16 protein-coding genes and 2 pseudogenes are annotated in these 20573 nt (G+C 45.1%); 7 read left to right on the plus strand and 11 right to left on the minus strand.

All coding sequences use genetic code 11. The features are described from left to right. Positions 1-182: 182 nt before the first annotated feature. The gene (locus tag ACFTRD_RS01820) at positions 183-830 is read right to left on the minus strand and encodes a peptidylprolyl isomerase (RefSeq protein ID WP_379377435.1); all 648 of its coding nucleotides are present in this window, start codon (positions 828-830) and stop codon (positions 183-185) included. A 255-nt stretch (positions 831-1085) separates the two neighbouring features. On the opposite strand from ACFTRD_RS01820, the gene ACFTRD_RS01825 reads away from it, so the two are divergent. After that, positions 1086-2297 carry an MFS transporter gene (locus tag ACFTRD_RS01825; protein WP_379381115.1) on the plus strand — a complete coding sequence of 404 codons (1212 nt, stop codon included), beginning with the start codon at positions 1086-1088 and terminating at the stop codon, positions 2295-2297. 189 nt (positions 2298-2486) lie between these two features. Here the strand turns inward: ACFTRD_RS01825 and ACFTRD_RS01830 are convergent, their stop codons facing one another. From ACFTRD_RS01830 to ACFTRD_RS01840, 3 genes are all read right to left on the minus strand, one after another. Beyond that, positions 2487-2687 carry a hypothetical protein gene (locus tag ACFTRD_RS01830; protein WP_379377437.1) on the minus strand — a complete coding sequence of 67 codons (201 nt, stop codon included), beginning with the start codon at positions 2685-2687 and terminating at the stop codon, positions 2487-2489. A 38-nt stretch (positions 2688-2725) separates the two neighbouring features. Beyond that, positions 2726-3103 carry a hypothetical protein gene (locus tag ACFTRD_RS01835; protein ID WP_379377439.1) on the minus strand — a complete coding sequence of 126 codons (378 nt, stop codon included), beginning with the start codon at positions 3101-3103 and terminating at the stop codon, positions 2726-2728. Positions 3104-3183: 80 nt separating this feature from the next. Next, entirely contained in the window at positions 3184-3345 is a 162-nt protein-coding gene (locus tag ACFTRD_RS01840) for a hypothetical protein (RefSeq protein WP_192264458.1), read from the minus strand. Positions 3346-3492: 147 nt separating this feature from the next. On the opposite strand from ACFTRD_RS01840, the gene ACFTRD_RS01845 reads away from it, so the two are divergent. Beyond that, positions 3493-3774, plus strand: coding sequence for a hypothetical protein (locus ACFTRD_RS01845; protein ID WP_379377442.1), 282 nt, complete (start codon positions 3493-3495; stop codon positions 3772-3774). A gap of 164 nt (positions 3775-3938) precedes the next feature. Continuing rightward, positions 3939-5840, plus strand: a complete 1902-nt coding sequence (locus tag ACFTRD_RS01850) for an ATP-binding protein (protein ID WP_379377444.1) — start codon at positions 3939-3941, stop codon at positions 5838-5840. A gap of 76 nt (positions 5841-5916) precedes the next feature. Here ACFTRD_RS01850 and ACFTRD_RS01855 read toward each other — a convergent pair whose 3' ends face one another. Both ACFTRD_RS01855 and ACFTRD_RS01860 read right to left on the minus strand, forming a co-directional pair. Beyond that, on the minus strand, positions 5917-6159 hold the full coding sequence (locus tag ACFTRD_RS01855; protein ID WP_379377446.1) for an NHLP leader peptide family RiPP precursor: 243 nt from the start codon (positions 6157-6159) through the stop codon (positions 5917-5919). A 54-nt stretch (positions 6160-6213) separates the two neighbouring features. Further along, the gene (locus ACFTRD_RS01860; RefSeq protein ID WP_379377448.1) at positions 6214-7161 is read right to left on the minus strand and encodes a hypothetical protein; all 948 of its coding nucleotides are present in this window, start codon (positions 7159-7161) and stop codon (positions 6214-6216) included. A gap of 220 nt (positions 7162-7381) precedes the next feature. Here ACFTRD_RS01860 and ACFTRD_RS01865 point away from each other — a divergent pair, with 220 nt between their 5' ends. Then, positions 7382-8119 (plus strand): hypothetical protein, encoded by a 738-nt coding sequence (locus tag ACFTRD_RS01865; RefSeq protein ID WP_379377450.1) that lies wholly within the window; start codon positions 7382-7384, stop codon positions 8117-8119. A gap of 56 nt (positions 8120-8175) precedes the next feature. Here ACFTRD_RS01865 and ACFTRD_RS01870 read toward each other — a convergent pair. The 5 genes and pseudogenes from ACFTRD_RS01870 to ACFTRD_RS01890 all read right to left on the minus strand — a co-directional run bounded on the left by ACFTRD_RS01870 (position 8176) and on the right by ACFTRD_RS01890 (position 14551). Beyond that, a pseudogene (locus ACFTRD_RS01870) lies at positions 8176-9478 on the minus strand (IS3 family transposase). A gap of 409 nt (positions 9479-9887) precedes the next feature. Next, positions 9888-10718 (minus strand): polymorphic toxin type 44 domain-containing protein, encoded by an 831-nt coding sequence (locus ACFTRD_RS01875; protein ID WP_379377452.1) that lies wholly within the window; start codon positions 10716-10718, stop codon positions 9888-9890. An 831-nt stretch (positions 10719-11549) separates the two neighbouring features. Continuing rightward, a pseudogene (locus tag ACFTRD_RS01880) lies at positions 11550-11993 on the minus strand (HTH domain-containing protein); the annotation flags it as partial. Positions 11994-12131: 138 nt separating this feature from the next. Then, positions 12132-13385: an acyltransferase gene (locus ACFTRD_RS01885; RefSeq protein WP_379377454.1), complete on the minus strand. Its 1254-nt coding sequence runs from the start codon at positions 13383-13385 to the stop codon at positions 12132-12134. A gap of 161 nt (positions 13386-13546) precedes the next feature. Then, positions 13547-14551, minus strand: a complete 1005-nt coding sequence (locus ACFTRD_RS01890) for an LCP family protein (protein ID WP_379377456.1) — start codon at positions 14549-14551, stop codon at positions 13547-13549. 191 nt (positions 14552-14742) lie between these two features. On the opposite strand from ACFTRD_RS01890, the gene ACFTRD_RS01895 reads away from it, so the two are divergent. The 3 genes from ACFTRD_RS01895 to ACFTRD_RS01905 all read left to right on the plus strand — a co-directional run bounded on the left by ACFTRD_RS01895 (position 14743) and on the right by ACFTRD_RS01905 (position 20552). Then, positions 14743-15294, plus strand: a complete 552-nt coding sequence (locus tag ACFTRD_RS01895; protein WP_379377458.1) for an undecaprenyl-diphosphatase — start codon at positions 14743-14745, stop codon at positions 15292-15294. Between the two features lie 195 nt (positions 15295-15489). Beyond that, positions 15490-17226, plus strand: coding sequence for a methyl-accepting chemotaxis protein (locus tag ACFTRD_RS01900; protein WP_379377460.1), 1737 nt, complete (start codon positions 15490-15492; stop codon positions 17224-17226). Positions 17227-17558: 332 nt separating this feature from the next. After that, on the plus strand, positions 17559-20552 hold the full coding sequence (locus tag ACFTRD_RS01905) for a glycoside hydrolase family 9 protein (RefSeq protein WP_379381117.1): 2994 nt from the start codon (positions 17559-17561) through the stop codon (positions 20550-20552). The last annotated feature ends 21 nt before the right edge of the window (positions 20553-20573 follow it).

Below are 20573 nucleotides of genomic sequence, written 5' to 3' on the forward strand. Positions count from 1 at the left end.
AGAACAGCGGGTTGCAGAGCTGCTGCATATAGAGTCGTGCCAGATGAGGGCATTTTTTATAAAGTCAATTATGTAAACGCTAACATTGAATAAAGCTCTGCCTTGCGGGAATGCGCAGGACAGAGCTTTTGTTTGTCTTACAAGTAAAACGTAGAGCTGATGATGATTGGCTGTATTAGCAATTAAGGCATTTTTACCGGTTCTGGATACTCCAGACCGTGGGTGTCAACCGTGACTTTTTTCATCACCTGATCGTTAACCGGTTTGTCATGTTCGCCTATTTGTTGAGCTGCAATGCCATCAACGACGTCCATACCTTCTGTCACTTTACCGAATGTGGCATACGCATTATCCAGATAATCGGCATCCGCTAACATGATGAAAAACTGGGAGCCTGCGGAGTCCAGATTATCGGATTTACGTGCCATGGAGATGACTCCACGGGTATGATTCAAATGATTTTTGTGCCCATTGGAAGTGAATTCACCCTTAATGGTATATCCCGGACCGCCTAAACCATTGCCGTTCGGATCACCGCCCTGAATCATGAACCCTGGAACGACGCGATGAAAGATCAATCCGTCATAGAAACCTTTATTCGCTAATGAGATGAAATTGTACACGGTATTGGGCGCAATCTCAGGATACAGCTCGATGACAATTTTTTGCCCGTCTTGCATTTCAATTGTAGCCACTGGATTTGGACCTTCAGGCGGTGCCGGGACAGCTTCCGTTGCGCCACTTGAAGGGCGTCCGCAACCATTAATGACAATAAGCAGCATCGCCAGAACGAGCGACACAGCTGTTGTTTTTTTCCACCGAAAAGACATAAGAACGTTCCCCCTTGCATCTCTGCATAATATATTTAGTCAGAATTATTCTCGGATAATCCCTCAACTATCATACCGTTTTTGCGGACAAAATGGCAATGCAAGGCAGATGTTAAGGACAGCAAGGGATGGTGTAAATGCTTACAGAGGTGTAAAATAAGGAAAATGCTTCCGCAGCAGGGACGTACGGGTCTGTTCCGTCCGCTCCAATACACGGCAGTCCCGGCGTCAGTAACGGAAAGGACGTGCGGGTATATGGACTTCTCGTGGAAGCGTAATCTGGTGATTTTGTGGATTGGTGTGTTCTTTTGCAGCACCGCTTATTCAATCTCCATCCCATTTCTGCCTTTGTTTCTGAGTGGCGATCTGGGCGTTCGTAATCACCTGGAGTTCTGGTCAGGGCTTGCCTTCGGCATCACCTTCCTGGCAAGTGCGCTGGTGTCTCCCTTCTGGGGGTCACTGGCTGACAAATACGGGCGCAAGCCAATGCTGATCCGGTCGGGATACAGCCTTGCGGTTTTGTATTTGATCAATTATTTTGTGCAGGACCCCTATTCGCTAATCGTGGTTCGTTTGTTTCAAGGACTGCTGGCGGGGTTTGTTCCGGCGGCCATTGCGCTGGTGGGCACCAACACACCGGAAGAGAAGACAGGGTATGCACTGGGTATCATGTCTACAGCCGGGGCAACAGGGGGTATCATCGGCCCGTTAATTGGCGGGGTGGTAAGCCACTATTACGGTAACCGGAATGCGTTTTTATTTTCAGCCATCGTGGTGTTAGTCTCCGCTCTGATCGCGACGTTCTGGGTAAAAGAAGAGAACTTCAACCGGAACAAAGCGCGTTCTCATGTGATGGATGATATCCGGGAGGCCAGGGCCAATCGATTATTTATTACGGTGCTTGGCATGATGGGCATATGTACGTTCTCTGTCATGATTCTGGAGCCATTATTGACCGTGTACGTGATGGAAATGGGCATTCAGCCTGATCGTGCCTCTCTCAGCTCGGGTATTATTTTCTCCGCAGTTGGTGTAGCAACGGTCATTATGGCACCGCGTTGGGGTAAGATTGGTTCGAGAATCGGATATGGCAAAGTGCTGATCATTGGCCTCGTTGGTGGAGCGATTGGTAACCTTCTGCAGTTTTTCACTACAGGTTATATCGGATTCGGCATATTGCGATTTGTGTATGGGCTGTTCTTCGCAGCGGTGTTCCCCGCGATTAATGCGATGATTGTGCAAGTGACTGAACCTGGCTTCCGTGGCAGAGCATTCAGCCTGAATCAATCAGCTTCTCAGATCGGTACGATGGCGGGGCCGATTATCGGTGGTGTTCTCGGTGGCTGGCTGCCGATCCGCTGGATTTTTATCATCAATGGAATTGCACTCCTGATTACCGCCATTGTGGCGAAGTGGGCCAGACTGGAACATAAATTGCCGGGAATGGGCAATCCTATGCCGAAATAAACGATAATGATCAATGGGCAGAAGAAGTAGAAGGCATGCAGGGAAGATGGCTCCGCAGGTTACGGAAGTCATCTTTTTCTGTGTGGATTTTTCCATTCCTTTAATAATATAAAACAAAAAGAAACCTCGGTGTGACGAGGTTTCCTATGTTGGTATTTAGAAGCCGATTCCAAGCAATTTGAATGCAGCCTACTTTCGATTTCGAGCAGATGCATTCTTTGAAGATTGTTCTTCCTTGGGAATGGCATGCTCCACAGCATCAAGCTGATCCTCATCTTTTAATGCTCCCGGGAAAGATTCTTCCGTGAACAGTCCGAATCCCGGATCAATATCCCGTTCGGTCACCAGGTTATCAGGCTCGTGTACATCTCGTTTGTGTTCATCCTTCATCGTGTTTGCACCTCCTTATCAGGCTAGGGTTACACGTGTTAGCGCCGTGGTGGGTTATCGCTCTCAGGTTTGGCATCTGCACCGGCACCGTTCAGCAGGTCTGTACCGTGCAGCGCATCCGGATCGGGTGCAGCTGGATCAACCGGACTGTCCGGTTGCAGAAGATCGGCATCGGGTACGGATTCAAGCGGCGTTTCTGCCAAGCGGGAATCCAATTCCTGTTCCTTCACAGCTGTCGCAGCTACAGGTGGCATATCCACCGTATCCTCGGTATTGATTCGTCTTCCGGAAACTTCATCAAAGGTATCCATATCTCCTTCAGGAACCTCCGTTTCCGGTGGAATATCACGTAACCTCTGATATCGGTCGTAATAGCGATCGCTCTCTTCATTGCTAATCGGTTTGTCTGACAACATAAGTAACACTCCCTTTCAGTGGGTTATATTCAATGGTTGTTTGTTTTAGTGATTCCCTTGAGTTGCCAAAAAGCTACGACTTAAAATTTGGGAAACACATACTTGACCAGAAAGTACAGGAAACCGAAAAAAATAATGATATAAGCCGCATATTTGATAAATGTGGAAGCCACTCTGCTCGAGTCTGACTTATGTTGAATGTCTTTATGTTCTACCTCTACCGTTTTGTGTGGCTCGTTCATTCGAATCATCTCCTTAAAGGGTAAGTGTTTGCTTTGAAGAACCATTACACCTGGAAGGGAAGCTTGAATCGCCATGGGTGGTTTTGCAGCATTTGATGTTTTCCCTATGTTATGATTAGACATGCAAAGTTGAGGGAGGGATTCCAATTGGATTGGTATACGCTAGGCAATATGATCACTCGAATCCGAATTGGGCAGAAGGCATCTACGCCCGGTTTTTCCCGTACCGTTATTCGTCGTCCAGATGGACTGTTCTGGGTAGGCGGGATATGGTCAGGACAGGTTGTCCAGTTACGGGATTATCTTTTCTCGGATATATGGACCATCTATGACGATGAAGAAACGGAGCAATGGTTGGAATTCCGTACCGAGGTTGAACAGAAAGAGCGTGAAATGATTGAAAACCAGTTCGAAGATTTGCGCGGTTAACAGAAAGAATCCTCGAATTTCCGATAGAGAAATGGAAAAAGAACGATATATTTACTAAAATATGAATTTTCATTTTCCTCCAAGAAGGTGACACGTTAAACCATGGCGAATGATAAATGAGAGGACTTGGGGTTAGAGAAAATAAGAACTTTGAGGTGCTGTAAATGGAAAATGTGCCCAAAGCTATCAGCATCTTATGGATGAGCCTGTTGATTATGCTCTGCTTGCCGCACGGGATAATCTCAGCAAATGCAGGAGAGGTTAAGAGACCTGTATCCATTACGGGATGGGAAGTAAAATGGGGGAACGCAAACGATCAGGGGTTCATTAGCGAGGTTCAAGGTTCGGACGAGATCTGGGAGAAGCAGAGCGCCGAAAAGATGGAATACAGCATCATTGATCCACCTTCAGGCTCGCTTTGGACTCGTGTGACTATTCCTGAAATAAGCGATGATAGCTCGGCAATTCGCTTTGAGAATATTAAAGGGAATCATATTGTAATCTACCTGGAAGATCGCAAGGTGTATGAGAACTATCATTACAATTATGATAACAATGCTGTATTGCTTCCCTTATCAAGTGAAAATTCTGGTGGAGCACTATATGTCTGGTCCGAGAATGAGAGAGGCAGACTTGGCATCTACGGAACGGTTCAGGTTGGGTCGTATGCTACATTGCAGGAAAAGTACATTCACAATGGATTACTTGATGTGATATTGGGGGCTACCTTTGTATTCACAGCCATTACCATGCTGAGCTGCACATTTTTCCTGGGCAAATTTCATAAAGGATTGTGGATTTCGCTATGCATCGTAATGGGTTCCATCGGAACAATGATCATCACCTATTCGCAATTTTTATACACGTTCTACCAGGTTTACGGTAATCTATACTCCGTATTGTTTGACTTGGCAATGCTGATGGGCATGCCTGCACTCTGTTATTTTTTTGAACAAATTATCGGACCAGGTCCTTATGGCATCTTCACCAAACTGAGAAAATTCCAATTTATCTATTCCATAGTTGCTGTGGCTGCCCTGTTCATCAGTTTTATTTCCGGCGGTCAGTGGGACATGTTCTACAGTGTGTTGGTTCAGAACGTGATTGGATTCATTCTCGTAGTCCTTTTGAGTATATTATTGATCGGCACAATCACCAAAGCGTTGCAGCGGAACAGGGAAGCCATTTTGCTTGCTACGGGATTCGGCACATTTGCCTTAATCAGTGTTGCTGAACTACTGTGGTATTACCAGCGAAATGGAACCTATCACCTGATCTGGTGGAAATGGTCGATGGTTGCCTTTGTAATTTCTCTTATTGCCATACTGGGAAGTCGATTTGCTGAAAAACATACCAAAGTGCTTGAATATTCCAAAGAATTGGAGTTGTTCAATAATGAATTGCAGCGCTCTGAGAAAATGGAGATTATTAGTGAACTGGCAGCTTCGGTTGCCCATGAAGTTCGTAATCCGCTGCAGGTGACTCGAGGGTTCCTTCAACTCATGACGGAGCAGGAGGACAACAAAAACAAGGGATATGTGCGAATTGCTCTGGAGGAGCTGGATCGGGCTTCTGGCATTATTACCGATTTTCTTACGTTTGCCAAACCCGAGTTTGATCATATTACCTCTCTGAATATCGGGGATGAGTTTAACCATATTGAAGGCATTCTTGTACCAATGGCTAATCTGGAAGGTGGTAAAATTACAACCGATATTCCTCCGAATCTATGGATCAGAGGCAATTCTTCCAAGTTCAAACAGGCTTTTATCAATATAATTAAGAACAGTATTGAAGCTTTGCAGGGACAAGGTCAGATTGATATCTGGGCCTATGCTCAAGATGGGTTCGTCAAAGTGCATGTCAGGGACAATGGGGAAGGCATGGATGAGGAAGCGCTGATCAGGCTTGGTGAGCCATATTTCTCAAATAAAATTAAGGGAACGGGTCTTGGGATGATGGTCACCTTCCGAATCGTGGAGGCCATGCATGGGCAGATCAGCTTTACAAGCACAAAAGGGGTAGGAACGGAAGCTGTTGTATCTTTTGCCGAGTTCGTCGAATGACAACCGGCAGAAGGTACAATGGCTTTTTTGTTCGCTACCCCTTGTAATGATTTAAAACACGATTAATACAAACTGCTTAACTTCTCCAAGGTCCGCAATTCACATCATATTGCACTTTGGATGGATTGGGAGGAATCACGAGCACATAATCGTTCTGTTGTTCTTCAACGGTACGAACTTGAATGTGTTCAGGAATATCAATACCAAATGCTTCACGAAGCGCCTGCTTCGGATTGGAGTGCAGCTGTTGTCTGAAGTGCTCATCTGTCCAGGCTTTCTCAATAATATCCTCATGCAACGTTTTTTCTGATACCATCATCGTCAACATTCCCTTCATATTTAAAATTCAACTGAACCAGCTCGCCTCTTGTGATCAGGAACCATGATGTTGCTCGCTCATCCAGTAATGAAACCCGCCTTGAAGTAGCATTTTCTTATGCTGTTCAATGTTCTGAACAGCCTGTCCCAAAATGCTGCATAAGTAGGAATTAAACGCTTCGAGATGCGGAATTCCCAAGTTAGAAGATGTTAATTTCATATTATATTGTCTGGCGATGTTAACATAAGAGTTCATGAATTGAGTATTGTACACATTATCATGTACACATTCGCTTACAGGATGAGCCGGGTAAGGGTGTTCCAATGCTGCGGATATGTGGGAGAGGAAGCTGTTGTAATTTCCATGCACAGCATCTTGTTTCGTGTCTGTGAAGTCATCTGTCATCTGGAGTGTCATCAATGCAATATTGACGGCAGAACATACCGAAGTAATGCGATGCCCTTGTTCCAAAAGAAGGAGTGACCCAGCTGTTCCAAGCTGAAGTGGGGCGGCTTTTTGTGCAATTAACAATGGGCTTCTCTTGAAATAATCAATGGAGTTCTCACCGGTGACACTTATGGCCCAATCCTCGACGTACTGCCTGAAATATGTCCAGAATGGGGAAGATAGGCGGAAAAGCTCCGAATATGCACAGAGGGCGTCCATATAGTATAGATTACCCAGTGATAACTTCAGTGTTGTATCTGTGGGGCGTTCATCCATAACTTCGTCCTGATTCAGAAAATATAACATATGCATGAGACAGGCAGTACTCAGTCTGTGTGCTTTCGCTTGGGGGAGTCCATCCGAGAGATGCATCCACAGCGGAATAATATAGCCAATATAGCTGTGACCCGAATCTCGTAACAAAGGATTGACCAAATGAATCTGTTCTAGTGCATGTTCTGACATTGGTTCAGGATATTTCTGTACCAGCTGCTCTGCCGCAGCGAACACCACCTCCACATCGGATTTAAACGGATCAAACCATTCTCTCCGCATCGTTTGGTTACGCCCTTCCCGTGATAAAGTGATTAAGGACTATTTGACTAGATCATGAAGTTACTGTAAGTATACCGGAAATGAATTGAAAAAAATAGGAGGTTTAGTGATGAATTGTGAAAAAAATAATGACTTTTTGTATTTTTATGGCATAAAAAAGGGGAAGTTAGGCTCAAACTAAGAGAGCATAGGATTTTGACATATGAAAGGCGGCAGAGAAATGAAATACAGATGGAAAATGTGGATGGCAGCCGGACTGGCAGCCATATTTATATCAACAACAAATGGACATATGGCGTTTGCTGATTCGAACAGAATTGTTGAGGAGCCCCATGCGGTGATATCTTCCACCTCCACAAATCAGACCAAGCCTTGTATGCAGGCAGGCCATGGCCTGTTTATGATTGGGGAGACCGCAGATTTACTCGGTATTGGGCTTCGGGACATGAAGGAACAGATGGAGCTTGGCAAAACGCTGACTCAGATTGCCAAAGAGCGCAAGGGACTTAGTGAAGAACAATTATTGGAGAAGCTGAAGCCGTCGCTTTCTCAGCGATTGGATAAAGCTGCTGAAGAAGGCTGTCTCACGAAAGAGCAGGCAGCAGCAGCCAAAGCGGGTATGGATACCAAGCTGAAGAAGGTAATCAATACACCTTTGCGGGAATTAAGACGTGAGTTTGCTCACCATAGCAGTAGACGTCCGATGCTGGACAAGGGAGCTATTGCGCACTTTATCGGCATCACTCCGGAGCAACTTCATCAGCAGCTTCAGAGCGGGAAGTCGCTGGCTGAAATTGCTCAGGCAAAAGGCATCAGCGAAACGCAGCTGGTGGACAAGCTAAAGGAACAATTGACAGGTGACCTGAAGAGATTCGTCAATCAGAAAGGGAATGCACATCATGCTCCCGCTCCTCAGGATCCAGTACCCGGACGATCGGCTTCTACAGAAGTGAAGTGAAAAAGAGCGTCTTCCACTAAACTGTACCCTATGTAAAGCACATTTCTAAAAAAGACCTACATGACTTGAAGAAGGTGATCTCTGTATTCTACAGGGGTCATCCTTTTTAAGGTCCACTGGTATCTGTAGTGGTTGTAGTAGGTCATATATGCTTTAATTTCTCGTTTAACCTCATCTAACGTCGTGCAGTTCTTCGGCGAAACTTCATCCTTAAAATGACCCAAAGAACGACTCCTGCGGAGCATTATCCCAGCAGTTTCCTCGTCTGGACATGGATTGCCCAAGGCCCATTCGTTTCACTTTCTTCTGAAAATCCGGATGAGTATAGTGGGTACCCTGATCGGAATGAATGAAGGCAACTTTGGTCTTCTTCCACCTTCGATTCTTCTGTAAGTGAAGCAAGGTATTTGTCGCGAGATCCATGGTGATTCGTTCCGACACATGGTAAGCCAGAATTTCATTAGTGGAGCTATCCTTGATCGTGGACAAATAAGCTCGCTTTCCTTTACCGTATTCTAAGTAGGTAATATCGGTTAGAAGCACTTTCCCAGGCACTCCCTGTTTGAAATTACGTTGTAACAAGTTAGGCACGGTCCGATGTTCGTGGGTCGCCTTCATCATTCGTTTGTACGGATTGGCCTTTCGAATAGGACAACCGATATCATATTTTTTCATGATTCTTCGAATTCGCTTGAGATTCCAGACGATCTGAAACTGTCCTTCCAGTGTCATCTTGATGGAGCGTGCTCCCTTGTTACGCTTTTTAAAATGGAAGGCTCGGCTGATGTGAACGCGAAGCTCTTCATCGGGTTGTTCGTTCTGATGGCGTCTGTGGATGGCCGAAGCCGTCCAGTACCGATAGTCCACTTGTGGAGACGCCTGCAACCTCGCACAGAACACTCACCATCCGCTTTAGATGGTATTTCTGAACCACAGTTCGAATCATTTGGTAGACACAGCTGGCTGCTCGTTTTACTCGTGGTTCCACCCCCGTTCGGCCATGCGAATCTTTTTTAAGAGTTCATTCTCTGCTTAGAGCAGGTGAATTTGTGCTTCGAGCCTCGCATTTTTTTCTTCCAAAGTTAACTCCCGCTTTAGAGGTCTCCCTGAATGTGTCGCTCTTGCATCGTGTAAGCCTAGGGAGCCCTGTTCTCTGTAACTGGCTCTCCACCGTGTTCCAGCAGCTTTGATGCGAGTCATTCCAATGATCTGAACGTCGAATCCACATGCCTCAAAAATATCTCTAGGTAGCTTTCCTTGCTGATTTGATGCAATAAAGAGTTGTTTGAACTCGTCTGTATACGTGATTCCCTTCGTAGATACGGATTTCACATATGGGTTTGCAGAAAGCTGCTTCACTTCGCCTGCTGTAAAGGTTTTTTACTCATTGATGTATCTCCATTCCGGTCTCTTTTCTTGGCATACAACAAAAATACCCTATAGAGAGACTTTTTTGAAGTGTCTACTCTATAGGGTACAGTTTATAAATTGAGAAGGTACTTTTTTTAGTAAAATAATAATAGTTTCTGCTTTAGCAGATTCGGAGCTCAAGACACCTCTACTAAATCGGATTCAATCGATAAAGCATTTCTTGGACTTAACGCTACTGAACTTGCTAGAAAGGCTGTAAAGCTCGTTGAGGTCACGCAGCTAAAAAATGATCTTGAAGATGAAAAAGCACTTGTACAAGTACTGACTAGTGGGGCGTACAAGGATATAGAAAAGCTGTCGAAAAAAGGATCGACAGCTTACCCGGGTCAATATTTTCTTAAGGTGATTCATTGTAACCTTGTCTGACGGCATTTTTATCATTCTCATCATCAATTTTATAGCTTGTAGCCAATCCTACAGCATCGCCAGCCAACAAAAGAATAGGCAAACTGAAAAGTTCTTTTCCTGTAAATCCATAGTTATAGTTACCAAACCATTCGGAGGTACGTAACTCAGTACCGTTTTTAACTTTTGCGGTCCACAACTTTCTGGCCGGGTAATAATAAGGAACAGACTTATAGTCCCAAACTCCACCTGGTTGTACTTTAGCAACCCACATGCCTACTGTAGCACTGTACGCTGCTTGAGGATTTCCCCATATGCCAGTAGCCAAATTCATGTAATAGTTTTTAACTTCTGTTCTATTTTGATTGGCCATATAATATGCGTTTAAATATGGAGGTGCATCCGGATCAGCCATGATTGAGATTACAGAATCATTATAAAACTGACCAGTTTGGTCTTGATGAAAAACACTCTCAGTTATCTCTTCTTGTGTACCAATCTGAAGGTCGAAGTTCTGGTCGAACTTAATGCCACCACCAGTTGCTAAAATGACATCATTTGAACCATCTAAATTGTCTATGTACTGATCCAATAAAGTCGACTCAACTACTGTCTCAATTGCACTAGTGTTTACCGCAATGGTTCCATCTCCATTCAATGAAGCATATCCGTTATCAACAACATATTGATGGATTTCCTTTAGGGAATTCAGATCCTTCTCAATAGATGGTGGAGAGTCAGGTGAAACACTTGCAGAAGCTACGCTGGAGAGAACCAGTGCTGATAGGGAAACAATGGATAGTATTTTACCAAAGAATTTCAAGAATTATAACCTCCTAAAAATGTAATATAAATTTATTATAATAGGAAAATATAGGAAAGTAAACTCTATTATAGTATATATGCAATTTAATATCTTGAACTATCTATTATTGTTCTATATTATATTCAATAGGAATATTATAGGAGTGAAGACAATGAAAAGTTTCAATAAAATTGTATTGAGCAGCATTCCCAGTGCGATATTTCTATACATTTTCTTTCTACCGCAGTTAAATTACTACCGAATCGTTCGATTAACAGGGTGGACAAATAGCATTACTACAACGGCAATTAGTATATTTAGTGTAATTCTAATACTTATATTCATATGTATGGTCTACATCATAACGAAGAGGTTATTAGGCGATGAAAAGCTGAAATACCTGCCGGTCATTTCTTGGATTCCATTTTATATTATCCTTATTCTACTTAATAATGAGCTAATCCCAATCATAGAACCGGCAGACAAACCTTCTCCAAGTACAGGTTTACTCCTTATATTTTCATACGTTTTCTTACCTATTGTTCTTACGTTTATCATCGGGGTTTCTACTTCGCGGCAGAAAAAGTAATATACCAATAAGTCATGTTAGTCGCCATTTTGGCGACTTTTTTGTTTGCTTAATGATCAATTTACACTCATCGGCTTTTTTTTTTTTTTTTTTTTTTTTGAAAAAATGGTTGTATTAATGATTCTCTAGTTTATGTGAATGAATATAAATGATTCTATGATCAATATAAATAATGTACCACTTTGGATAAGATAAGGTACCCAAAAGGGTACCTACAAAAGTAAACTGTACCCTATGTAAAGCACATTTCTAAAAAAGACCTACATGACTTGAAGAAGGTGATCTCTGTATTCTACAGGGGTCATCCTTTTTAAGGTCCACTGGTACCTGTAGTGGTTGTAGTAGGTCATATATGCTTTAATTTCTCGTTTAACCTCATCGAGCCTCGCATTTTTTTCTTCCAAAGTTAACTCCCGCTTTAGAGGTCTCCCTGAATGTGTCGCTCTTGCATCGTGTAAGCCTAGGGAGCCTTGTTCTCTGTAACTGGCTCTCCACCGTGTTCCAGCAGCTTTGATGCGAGTCATTCCAATGATCTGAACGTCGAATCCACATGCCTCAAAAATATCTCTAGGCAGCTTTCCTTGCTGATTTGATGCAATAAAGAGTTGTTTGAATTCGTCCGTATACGTAATTCCTTTCGTAGATACGGACTTCACGTATGGGTTCGCAGAAAGCTGCTTCACTTCGCCTGCTGTAAAGGTTTTTTACTCATTGATGTATCTCCATTCCGGTCTCTTTTCTTGGCATACAACAAAAATACCCTATAGAGAGACTTTTTTGAAGTGTCTACTCTATAGGGTACAGTTTACACAAGGAAGACGCTCTTTTTCATCCAACGATGTCTAACTGGTTTCTGGGCTGCGATTAGAGCGGGCTGACGGATGAAGCTCAGGTGAACTTCTTTTGCCCAGAGCAACAGCACTATCTTGCAGGCCCGGATGATTATGTTTTTTACGGTACAGTCCGATGGTGAAGCGGGACCCGGGAAGTTTTGAAAGTCCCCAACTGATGGCAAGAGACAGTGCGGCAGTTACGACGAACGACAGTAGTGTTATGGGCAGATGCCAGCCACTGAGCTGGAGCGGTCTGGTGACATAAGCGATTCCATAGATGACCAGTGCATGAACAAGGTACCCACCGAAGGAATATCGACCGATCCACGCCAGAAGGCGTTGAAATGGTCTGTCTTTGTCACGCAGCAGTACAAGAAGTCCATAGAACATGAACAGCTGCGCAATAATAATCAAGAATGTCGTCGGTTTCAGATAGGTTGAAATATTCAGGTTGACGACATCTCCTGATCCCCGCAGCACATCGTAACCTAACCAGATGTACATTCCAACGAACATACATATCATCCAGGGCAGCAAACGTGTAGTCCAACTCCTCCAGCTATCGACTGACCAGGCACATACGGCGCCAAGCAAAAAGTAGAACCAGTACATAATCCATGAATAGGAACGATATTCCAACAAACTCGACCAGGGTTGGGTTAAGGCTGTTGTCCACCCGCCCATATCATAGTAGGACCACTTCATCAGCAATGTGTACAGCGCTGACGCGATGACAACCAGCACAATGACCGAGTGCGTGGGAGTGATAGGGCTGACCTTTCCGATACATCGTTGAATGAATTTGGCTCCTGTAAGAAACAGAGGGAACAAAATATAGAATTGGAACACCATAATGACAAACCACAGATGGTATCCTGTCTGTGGCAGGAACAGTTCGCGAACAAGACTACGGAAGTCTGGTGTACCCAAATGCCAGAACTCGGGGGTGAATATCCGTACGGACAACCAATAGATGAACGTCCATACCACAAAGGGTACATAAATATCTCCAAACCGTTTACGAATAAACCGGGGGTAATCCGGTTTGGTGTGGCTGTGATGGTAGAACAAGAGTGCTCCAGACAGAAACACAAATGTTGGCGTGCCAAAACGAGTCAGATGATAAATCATGGTCAGCATGATGGAATCCGGTTGTTGAATATCGGGACGATATATATATTCCGCGATGTTATGCTGCATCACAATAGCGAGAAATGCGAGGCCTCGCAGTTGGGTCCATTCCATGATTCGCGGTTTATTCACGTGTATTCCTCCTTCATGTAACCGGGAATTCATCATTTAAGGGTACCTGCTGAACATTAAGGCTGCATTAAATGGGGAAAATAGGTATAAGAAAAGACGGCCTTAGCCGCCTTTAAATCGAAATTTATTGCTAAACTTGCTTCTTTTTGTTTTCATCCAATTTAGTTTAAGTCTTGTACTTTCGTCGATTCATCCTCTGAAGATTTCGCATCTTCTTCAAACAAATTCTGAATGTATGCTTTGAGTTTGGTTTCATTCACACCCAGCACCTGAGCAGAACCTACAAGCTCGTTCGTTAACAGCTTGTTTGGGGGAATCTGCTGTTTATCGATTTCATTCACGTTGATATCGAATCCGAGCGAAGCCAATTTTAACATCTGCGTTGGGCCGAGGTCTGTTTCAACATAGGGAGCGATGGCTTCCAATATTTCAGGGATTTTGAATAGTGAAGTTGTGCTTTGCATCTTCTTGGCCAGTTCAGTCATGAAAATCCGCTGCCGCTCTGTGCGGGTAAAATCGGAGGTGGCATCATGTCTGAAACGGACATACTGGAGAGCGGTTTTTCCGTCCATATGCTGCAGTCCCTTTTTAAGATCAATATCGTACATATGCTTGTCTGCTTTACTGGTGTAATACATGTCTTTCTCCACATCAATGTCGATCCCGCCTACAGCGTCAACCAGTGCCATAAACCCGGTGAAGTCCGTGTAGACGTAATGCTGAATGGGAATACCGAGCAGGTTACCCACGGTTTGTTTGGTCAGATCAACACCCCCATAAGAAAAAGCGGCATTAAGTCTGCTCTTTCCATGGCCTGGAATGTCAACATAAGTGTCCCTTAGAACGGAGAAAAGGTGGGCTTTCTTGGAGACCGGATCAATGGAAGCGACCATAACAGAGTCTGAACGGCCGGCATCATCTCCCCTGGAATCTCCACCAAGAAGCAGGATGTTCACCCGTTCTTTACCGTCCCATTTAGGAAATGGTGTGGATGGGGATTCTGCGTTTTGATCTGTCCCTGAAGATGAATCGGAGGGAGAAGTCGTACCGGAAGCGGTCGAGATGCTATTGGCAAAATGAACGATCGAATATCCGTAGTATACAATGACACCTGTTACGGCAAGTGCCAGGGTCAGGGCTGTCCCCCATAACCATTTCTTAAGCATAATCTTCACCTTTCTATGAATGAACTGATATGTAACCCAAACTATTTTAACAAAAAGAAAGAAAAATGTCCCCTTTGATTTCGAATGTTCGGTTGTAAGCAGGAATATTTGACAAATAGTTTGTAGCTATTTATCATTTATCATGTAAAAAATAATCATGTTTTTTGTAAGGAGGATATTAAACCGCTATTATGAATCAATCAATATTTAATTGGATTAATCAGTTTGCAGACCGAATTCCGTTTCTGGACTGGTTTATGGTTACATCGGCTGAATATGCCGTCTGGGTTATGATTGGACTGCTTGTCATTGTATGGTTTCTCGGTGAACCTTCAAAGCAACGAATTGTATTTTATGCATGTGTAGCTTCGATTGTAGCGCTTAGTCTGGCCAAATGGGGAATTTCACCTATGGTGGGTCACCCGCGGCCATTTATGGAAGGTACGGTGAATCAACTGGTACCGCATGTACCAGATCCATCTTTCCCAAGCAAACATGCTTCCTTTGTCTTTGCTCTGGCTGCGGCATCTTTCTTCATCGGACGTCGCTTTGGAATATTGATGCTTTTGCTCGCTTTACTGACAGGAGTATCACGTGTATATGTAGGTGTACATTATCCTGGGGATATTCTGGGTGGGTTCATTCTGGGTAGTTTGGTCAGTGTAATATTGATTGCTACGCGCAATTACACCAAGTCGGTTCCCGATTTTTTCATCAACCTTCATCGTCGGGTTTTCCGTTAAAACGAAGAATATGTAGGGATCGGAAGGGAACTTCCGCTTACGAAGCCTTACGTTTTTGGTACGCCAAAGACTTAAGGCTTTTTGTGTCTATTTCGAAGTTAACTGAAATTTATGAAAATTGAATTCGGATATCTACATTTCATGACGAAAGGTGTCGATATACTATAAATATGTACTAGTTGAGGAGTGGGGAACATGAAAGAGGCGCAGGGAAGCGTAACGAGGAAATTGAGATTAACAATTCGAATGAAATTACTGACCGGATTTCTATTGGTAGTGGCTTTACTGGCTTTTGTCAGCATTTATGCGCTGACCCAAATTCATGTTATGTCAAACAAAGCGGATGATGTCGACAAGACATGGATGCCCAGTGTATCTCTGTTGGGCCAGATGAATGGTGATGTTTCCGATGTGGAACGCCTTGCGCTCGCAGTCATTGTGGAACAGGACAAAAATGAAACAGCCAAGTTAAAAGAGGCTTTGGATCAGCTCCTTAGCAAGGTTGAGGATGAACGAAAACAGTTGTTAACTTTCATAGATAACAATGAAGAGGCAATGAAACTTTACAATGAGTTTAGCACCAACTATGAGGCATATCTGGCAAAGATGCCTGCATTCATTGAACTAGGATTGAAAAACGATTATGAAGAGGCCAGCAAACTGCACACAGCGGCATATTCATTGTGGTATACAGCCAACGATTCCATTGTCAAATTGATTAAAATGGGGAATGAAGGGTCAGATTCAGCTACGAATGCATCGGTTGATTCTGCTGAACAAGCATTCAATGTTATATTGGCAGTAACCATTGTTGCTTTCCTGGTTGCCATGTTTATTGCTTTCTTTATTGCGAGCATCATTTCGAAGCCAATCAAGAAGATGAATGTAGCGGCCATGCTTATTGCCAATGGTGACTTGACCAGTGAGAAGATTGTTCTCAAGAATAAGGATGAGCTGGGAACGCTGGCGGATTCCTTCAATACGATGACTGGCAACCTGCGCGCAATGATTCAATCGGTATCGTTCACATCTGAACAGGTAGCAGCCTCTTCAGAGGAGCTCCTTGCGAGTGCAGAGCAGAATACGAAGGCTTCGGAACAGATTTCCGAAACGGTTGAAGAACTGGCCGTAGGTACTTCTGATCAAGTGGACATGGTGAAGCGGTCTTCACAGGCAATGAGTGAGATGGCGCTTGGTTCGGAACAGATCGCCGAGCTTGCTCAAAGTGTATCTGTATCGGCTGTTGATGCTGCGAATCAGTCTGCTGAAGGGAATATGATTATTCAGCAGGCTGTTGAACAGATGGGTTCTGTTCGCAATTCCATTGCATCACTGACAGAACTGGTTACAGGGCTGGGAGAACGTTCTGCAGAGATTGGCACCATTACTGAGGTGATCAACAATATCGCTCGCCAGACCAATCTCCTTGCCCTCAATGCAGCGATTGAAGCGGCACGTGCAGGTGAGCACGGACGTGGTTTCGCGGTTGTAGCCGGAGAAGTGCGGAAGCTTGCAGAGGAGTCTTCTACATCTGCGCAACGAATTACGGATCTCGTGCAATTGATTCAGAAGGATACAGACCATGCCGTACAGGCTGTGAAAGTGAACAGCAATGAAACGGAGGCCGGAATTGAGATTGTAACAGCGGCAGGACAAGCCTTTGAGCAGATTTCAAGTGCGGTTAATAAGGTGGCTGGTGAGATTCAGGAAGTATCCGCAGGTTCGGAGGAAATGTCAGCAAGTACGAATGAAGTTGTAGGATATGTGGATCAGATCTCCAATATTGCTGGAGAAGCAGCAGGCGGAGTGCATAATGTATCCGCCGCAACCCAGCAGCAGCTGGCTTCCATGGAAGAGATTGCTTCGTCTGCAGGCTCTTTGTCCAAAATGGCAGAAGAGTTGCAGGAGCAAATCAACAAATTCAGAGTGTAAACGAGCCAAAAGACAGAATGGTCAGACTGGATAGTACCAGGATTGTCATTCAGCCTGTAGCAAGGATTATACGAAACTTCAGGACGGTTTCTCATATCGTGTCCATCGATATGAGAGGCTGTCTTTTTGGTTATATCCATAACCGAACATGTCACAACAATGTTATTCCAGAAGTCACCAGCGCTGATATTTCAACTGAAGTAAAAGGTTATAATGGTAATTAATGGTGGAAAATACATGGAGTCACACCATAGAAAGGAGCGGGTCATATTACATCCGTGTAATTGGAAAATTACGAGACGACGATTGTAAAAGGAGATGAATAGTTGAACATGAAGGGAAGCTGGTGGAGACGAGTCGCTATTCTTGCGTTATCGGCAGGGCTACTGGCAGGAAGTAATTCCATACAGGCATGGAATGGCAAGGCAGATGCGGCTGCCGGAAACCATAACTATGCTGAAGCATTACAGAAAGCCGTTTACTTTTATGAAACCCAGCGTTCAGGGAAATTGCCAGAAGACAACCGGGTAGAATGGCGCGGTGATTCCGGATTGAACGACGGATCGGATGTTGGGGTCGATCTGACCGGAGGATGGTATGATGCCGGTGATCACGTAAAATTCGGTCTGCCCATGGCTTATTCTGCCACGATGTTAGCCTGGTCCATTGTGGAATACCGCGAGGGATACGAACAGGCAGGACAGCTGGATGCCATTAAGGATAATTTGAAATGGACCACGGACTATTTTGTGAAAGCGCATACGAAACCGAATGAACTATGGGGACAAGTCGGAGCGGGGAATACCGACCATTCCTGGTGGGGACCGGCTGAAGTGATGCAGATGAATCGCCCGGCCTTTAAGATCGATGCATCCTGTCCAGGTAGTGAACTTGCAGGAGAGACAGCGGCAGCGCTTGCAGCTTCATCCATCGTGTTTCGGGACAGTGATCCGGCCTATGCTGACAAACTGCTGAAACATGCCAAGGAATTATATAGCTTCGGGGATACGTACCGTGGGAAGTATACAGATTGCATCACAGATGCCCAGTCTTTCTACAACTCATGGACGGGTTATGAGGATGAGCTTGCATGGGCAGCGACATGGTTATATATGGCTACAAATGATAGCGCTTACTTGTCCAAAGCGATTGCCACAGCGAATCAGTGGCAGGCGGATGGGCAGAACGGGAACTGGGCATATACATGGACCCAGGGCTGGGATGACAAACATTATGGAGCTCAGATTTTGCTGGCTCGCATTACGTCCAGCCTGAACATGCCGGAAGCGGCACGGTTTATTCAATCGACAGAGCGAAATCTCGATTATTGGTCTGTAGGCACGAATGGAGAACGTATCAAGTATACACCGGGCGGGTTGGCCTGGCTTGATACATGGGGATCGCTCCGTTATGCAGCGAATGCATCGTTCATTGCTTTTGTGTATTCCGATTGGGTCAGTGATCCGGTGAAGAAAACAAGGTATCAGAACTTTGCCGTATCTCAAATGAACTACATTTTGGGGGATAATCCACGCCAGAGCAGTTATGTGGTTGGCTATGGTCAGAATCCGCCGAAACACCCGCATCACCGAACCTCTCACGGCTCATGGGCAAACAGCGACAGTGTTCCTTCTGATCACCGTCACATCCTGTACGGCGCAATGGTTGGTGGACCGGATGCAGCAGATGCCTACACCGATTCAATTGGAGATTACGTTAGCAATGAGGTGGCAACCGATTATAATGCGGGATTTACAGGTGCGTTAGCCAAGATGAATCTGCTGTATGGACAGAATGATCAGCCTATCGCGAACTTTCCGGCTCCCGAAGCGAAGACGGATGAGTTCTTTGTCGAAGCTGCTGTGAAGGCATCCGGTTCCAACTATACCGAAATTAAGGCTCAACTGAACAATCGTTCGGGCTGGCCAGCACGTATGGGCGATAAGTTGTCCTTCCGATATTACATCGATCTGAGTGAAGTGTATGCCGCAGGATATACCGTTTCCGACGTTAATATTACAACTGCCTACACCGAGGGGGCTACCGTATCCCAGCCGGTTGTGGTTGATGCGACGAAGAGAATCTATGCGATTACTGCCGATTTCACCGGAACCAAAATCTATCCAGGCGGGGAGGGACATTATCGTAAAGAGGTGGTGTTCCGCATTACCGGGCCACAAGGCGCCTGGAATGCAAATAATGATCATTCATTCCAGGGCTTGGGCACGGGCAATGTGGCGAAGAGCATATATCTTCCGGTATACGATGCAGGCAATCGGATTTATGGCCAGGAGCCTGATGCCACATCGGTTGTCACGCCTGTTGCACCTTCGGGGGTTCAAGCCATAGCAGGGAACGCTCAGGTCATCCTGAACTGGGCTGCATCACCTGGGGCAGCATCGTACACCGTGAAACGCGCTGAGGTGAGTGGGGGGCCATATACTTCTGTAGCGACAGGAGTGAGTGGATTGACGTACACGAACACGGAGCTGACGAACGGAAAGACCTATTATTATGTTGTGACGGCTGTGAATACAGCGGGTGAGTCGCCGGGATCTCTGCCAGTCTCCGCTACACCATGGGCTGGAACATCTGTGCCCGGCGCGCTGACATTAAGCGGAACGGCAGGCAACGCCCAGACGCTTCTGACCTGGACGGCAGCAGAGGGAGCTGCGAGTTATCAGGTACAACGTGCAATTATTGGAGGTGCATATGCCAATGTCGCAACTGGATTGTCTGTTTTGACTTATACCGATACGACAGCGGTAAATGGCACGGCATACAATTATCGAATTGCCGCTGTTAATGCGAGCGGACAGACGTTGTCCAATGTCGTGACACTGACACCGAGTGCGCCTCCTGAAACGTCGGGCACGCTTGAAGTGCAGTATCGTAACGGAGGGTCAGGTGCTTCCGGCAATGCGGTGACTCCGCAGTTTAATCTAAAAAACACAGGGACTCAGGTTATTGATCTGAGTACCGTGAAGCTCCGGTATTATTTTACGAAGGATGGCACGGGAGATCTGAGCTTCTGGTGTGATTATGCGCAGATCGGGACGGCCAATATTGAAGGCAAATTTGTTGAGGTGAATCCGGCGAAGGGTACAGCGGATACGGTTCTGGAGATCAGCTTCAAATCCGGCGCAGGCAGTCTGGCTCCCGGAGCGGAGACAGGCATGATCCAGGGGCGTTTTTCCAAGAACAATTGGAGCAATTTTGATCAGAGCAACGACTATTCCTATGACGCAACCAAGACGGATTTTACCGCCTGGACTCAGGTGACAGGGTATCAGGACGGAACGAAAGTATGGGGGATTGAGCCATAGTCTGATGCCCAAGCCAACAGT

This window comes from Paenibacillus sp. NPDC056933, from assembly GCF_042674385.1.
GTDB lineage: Bacteria > Bacillota > Bacilli > Paenibacillales > Paenibacillaceae > Paenibacillus.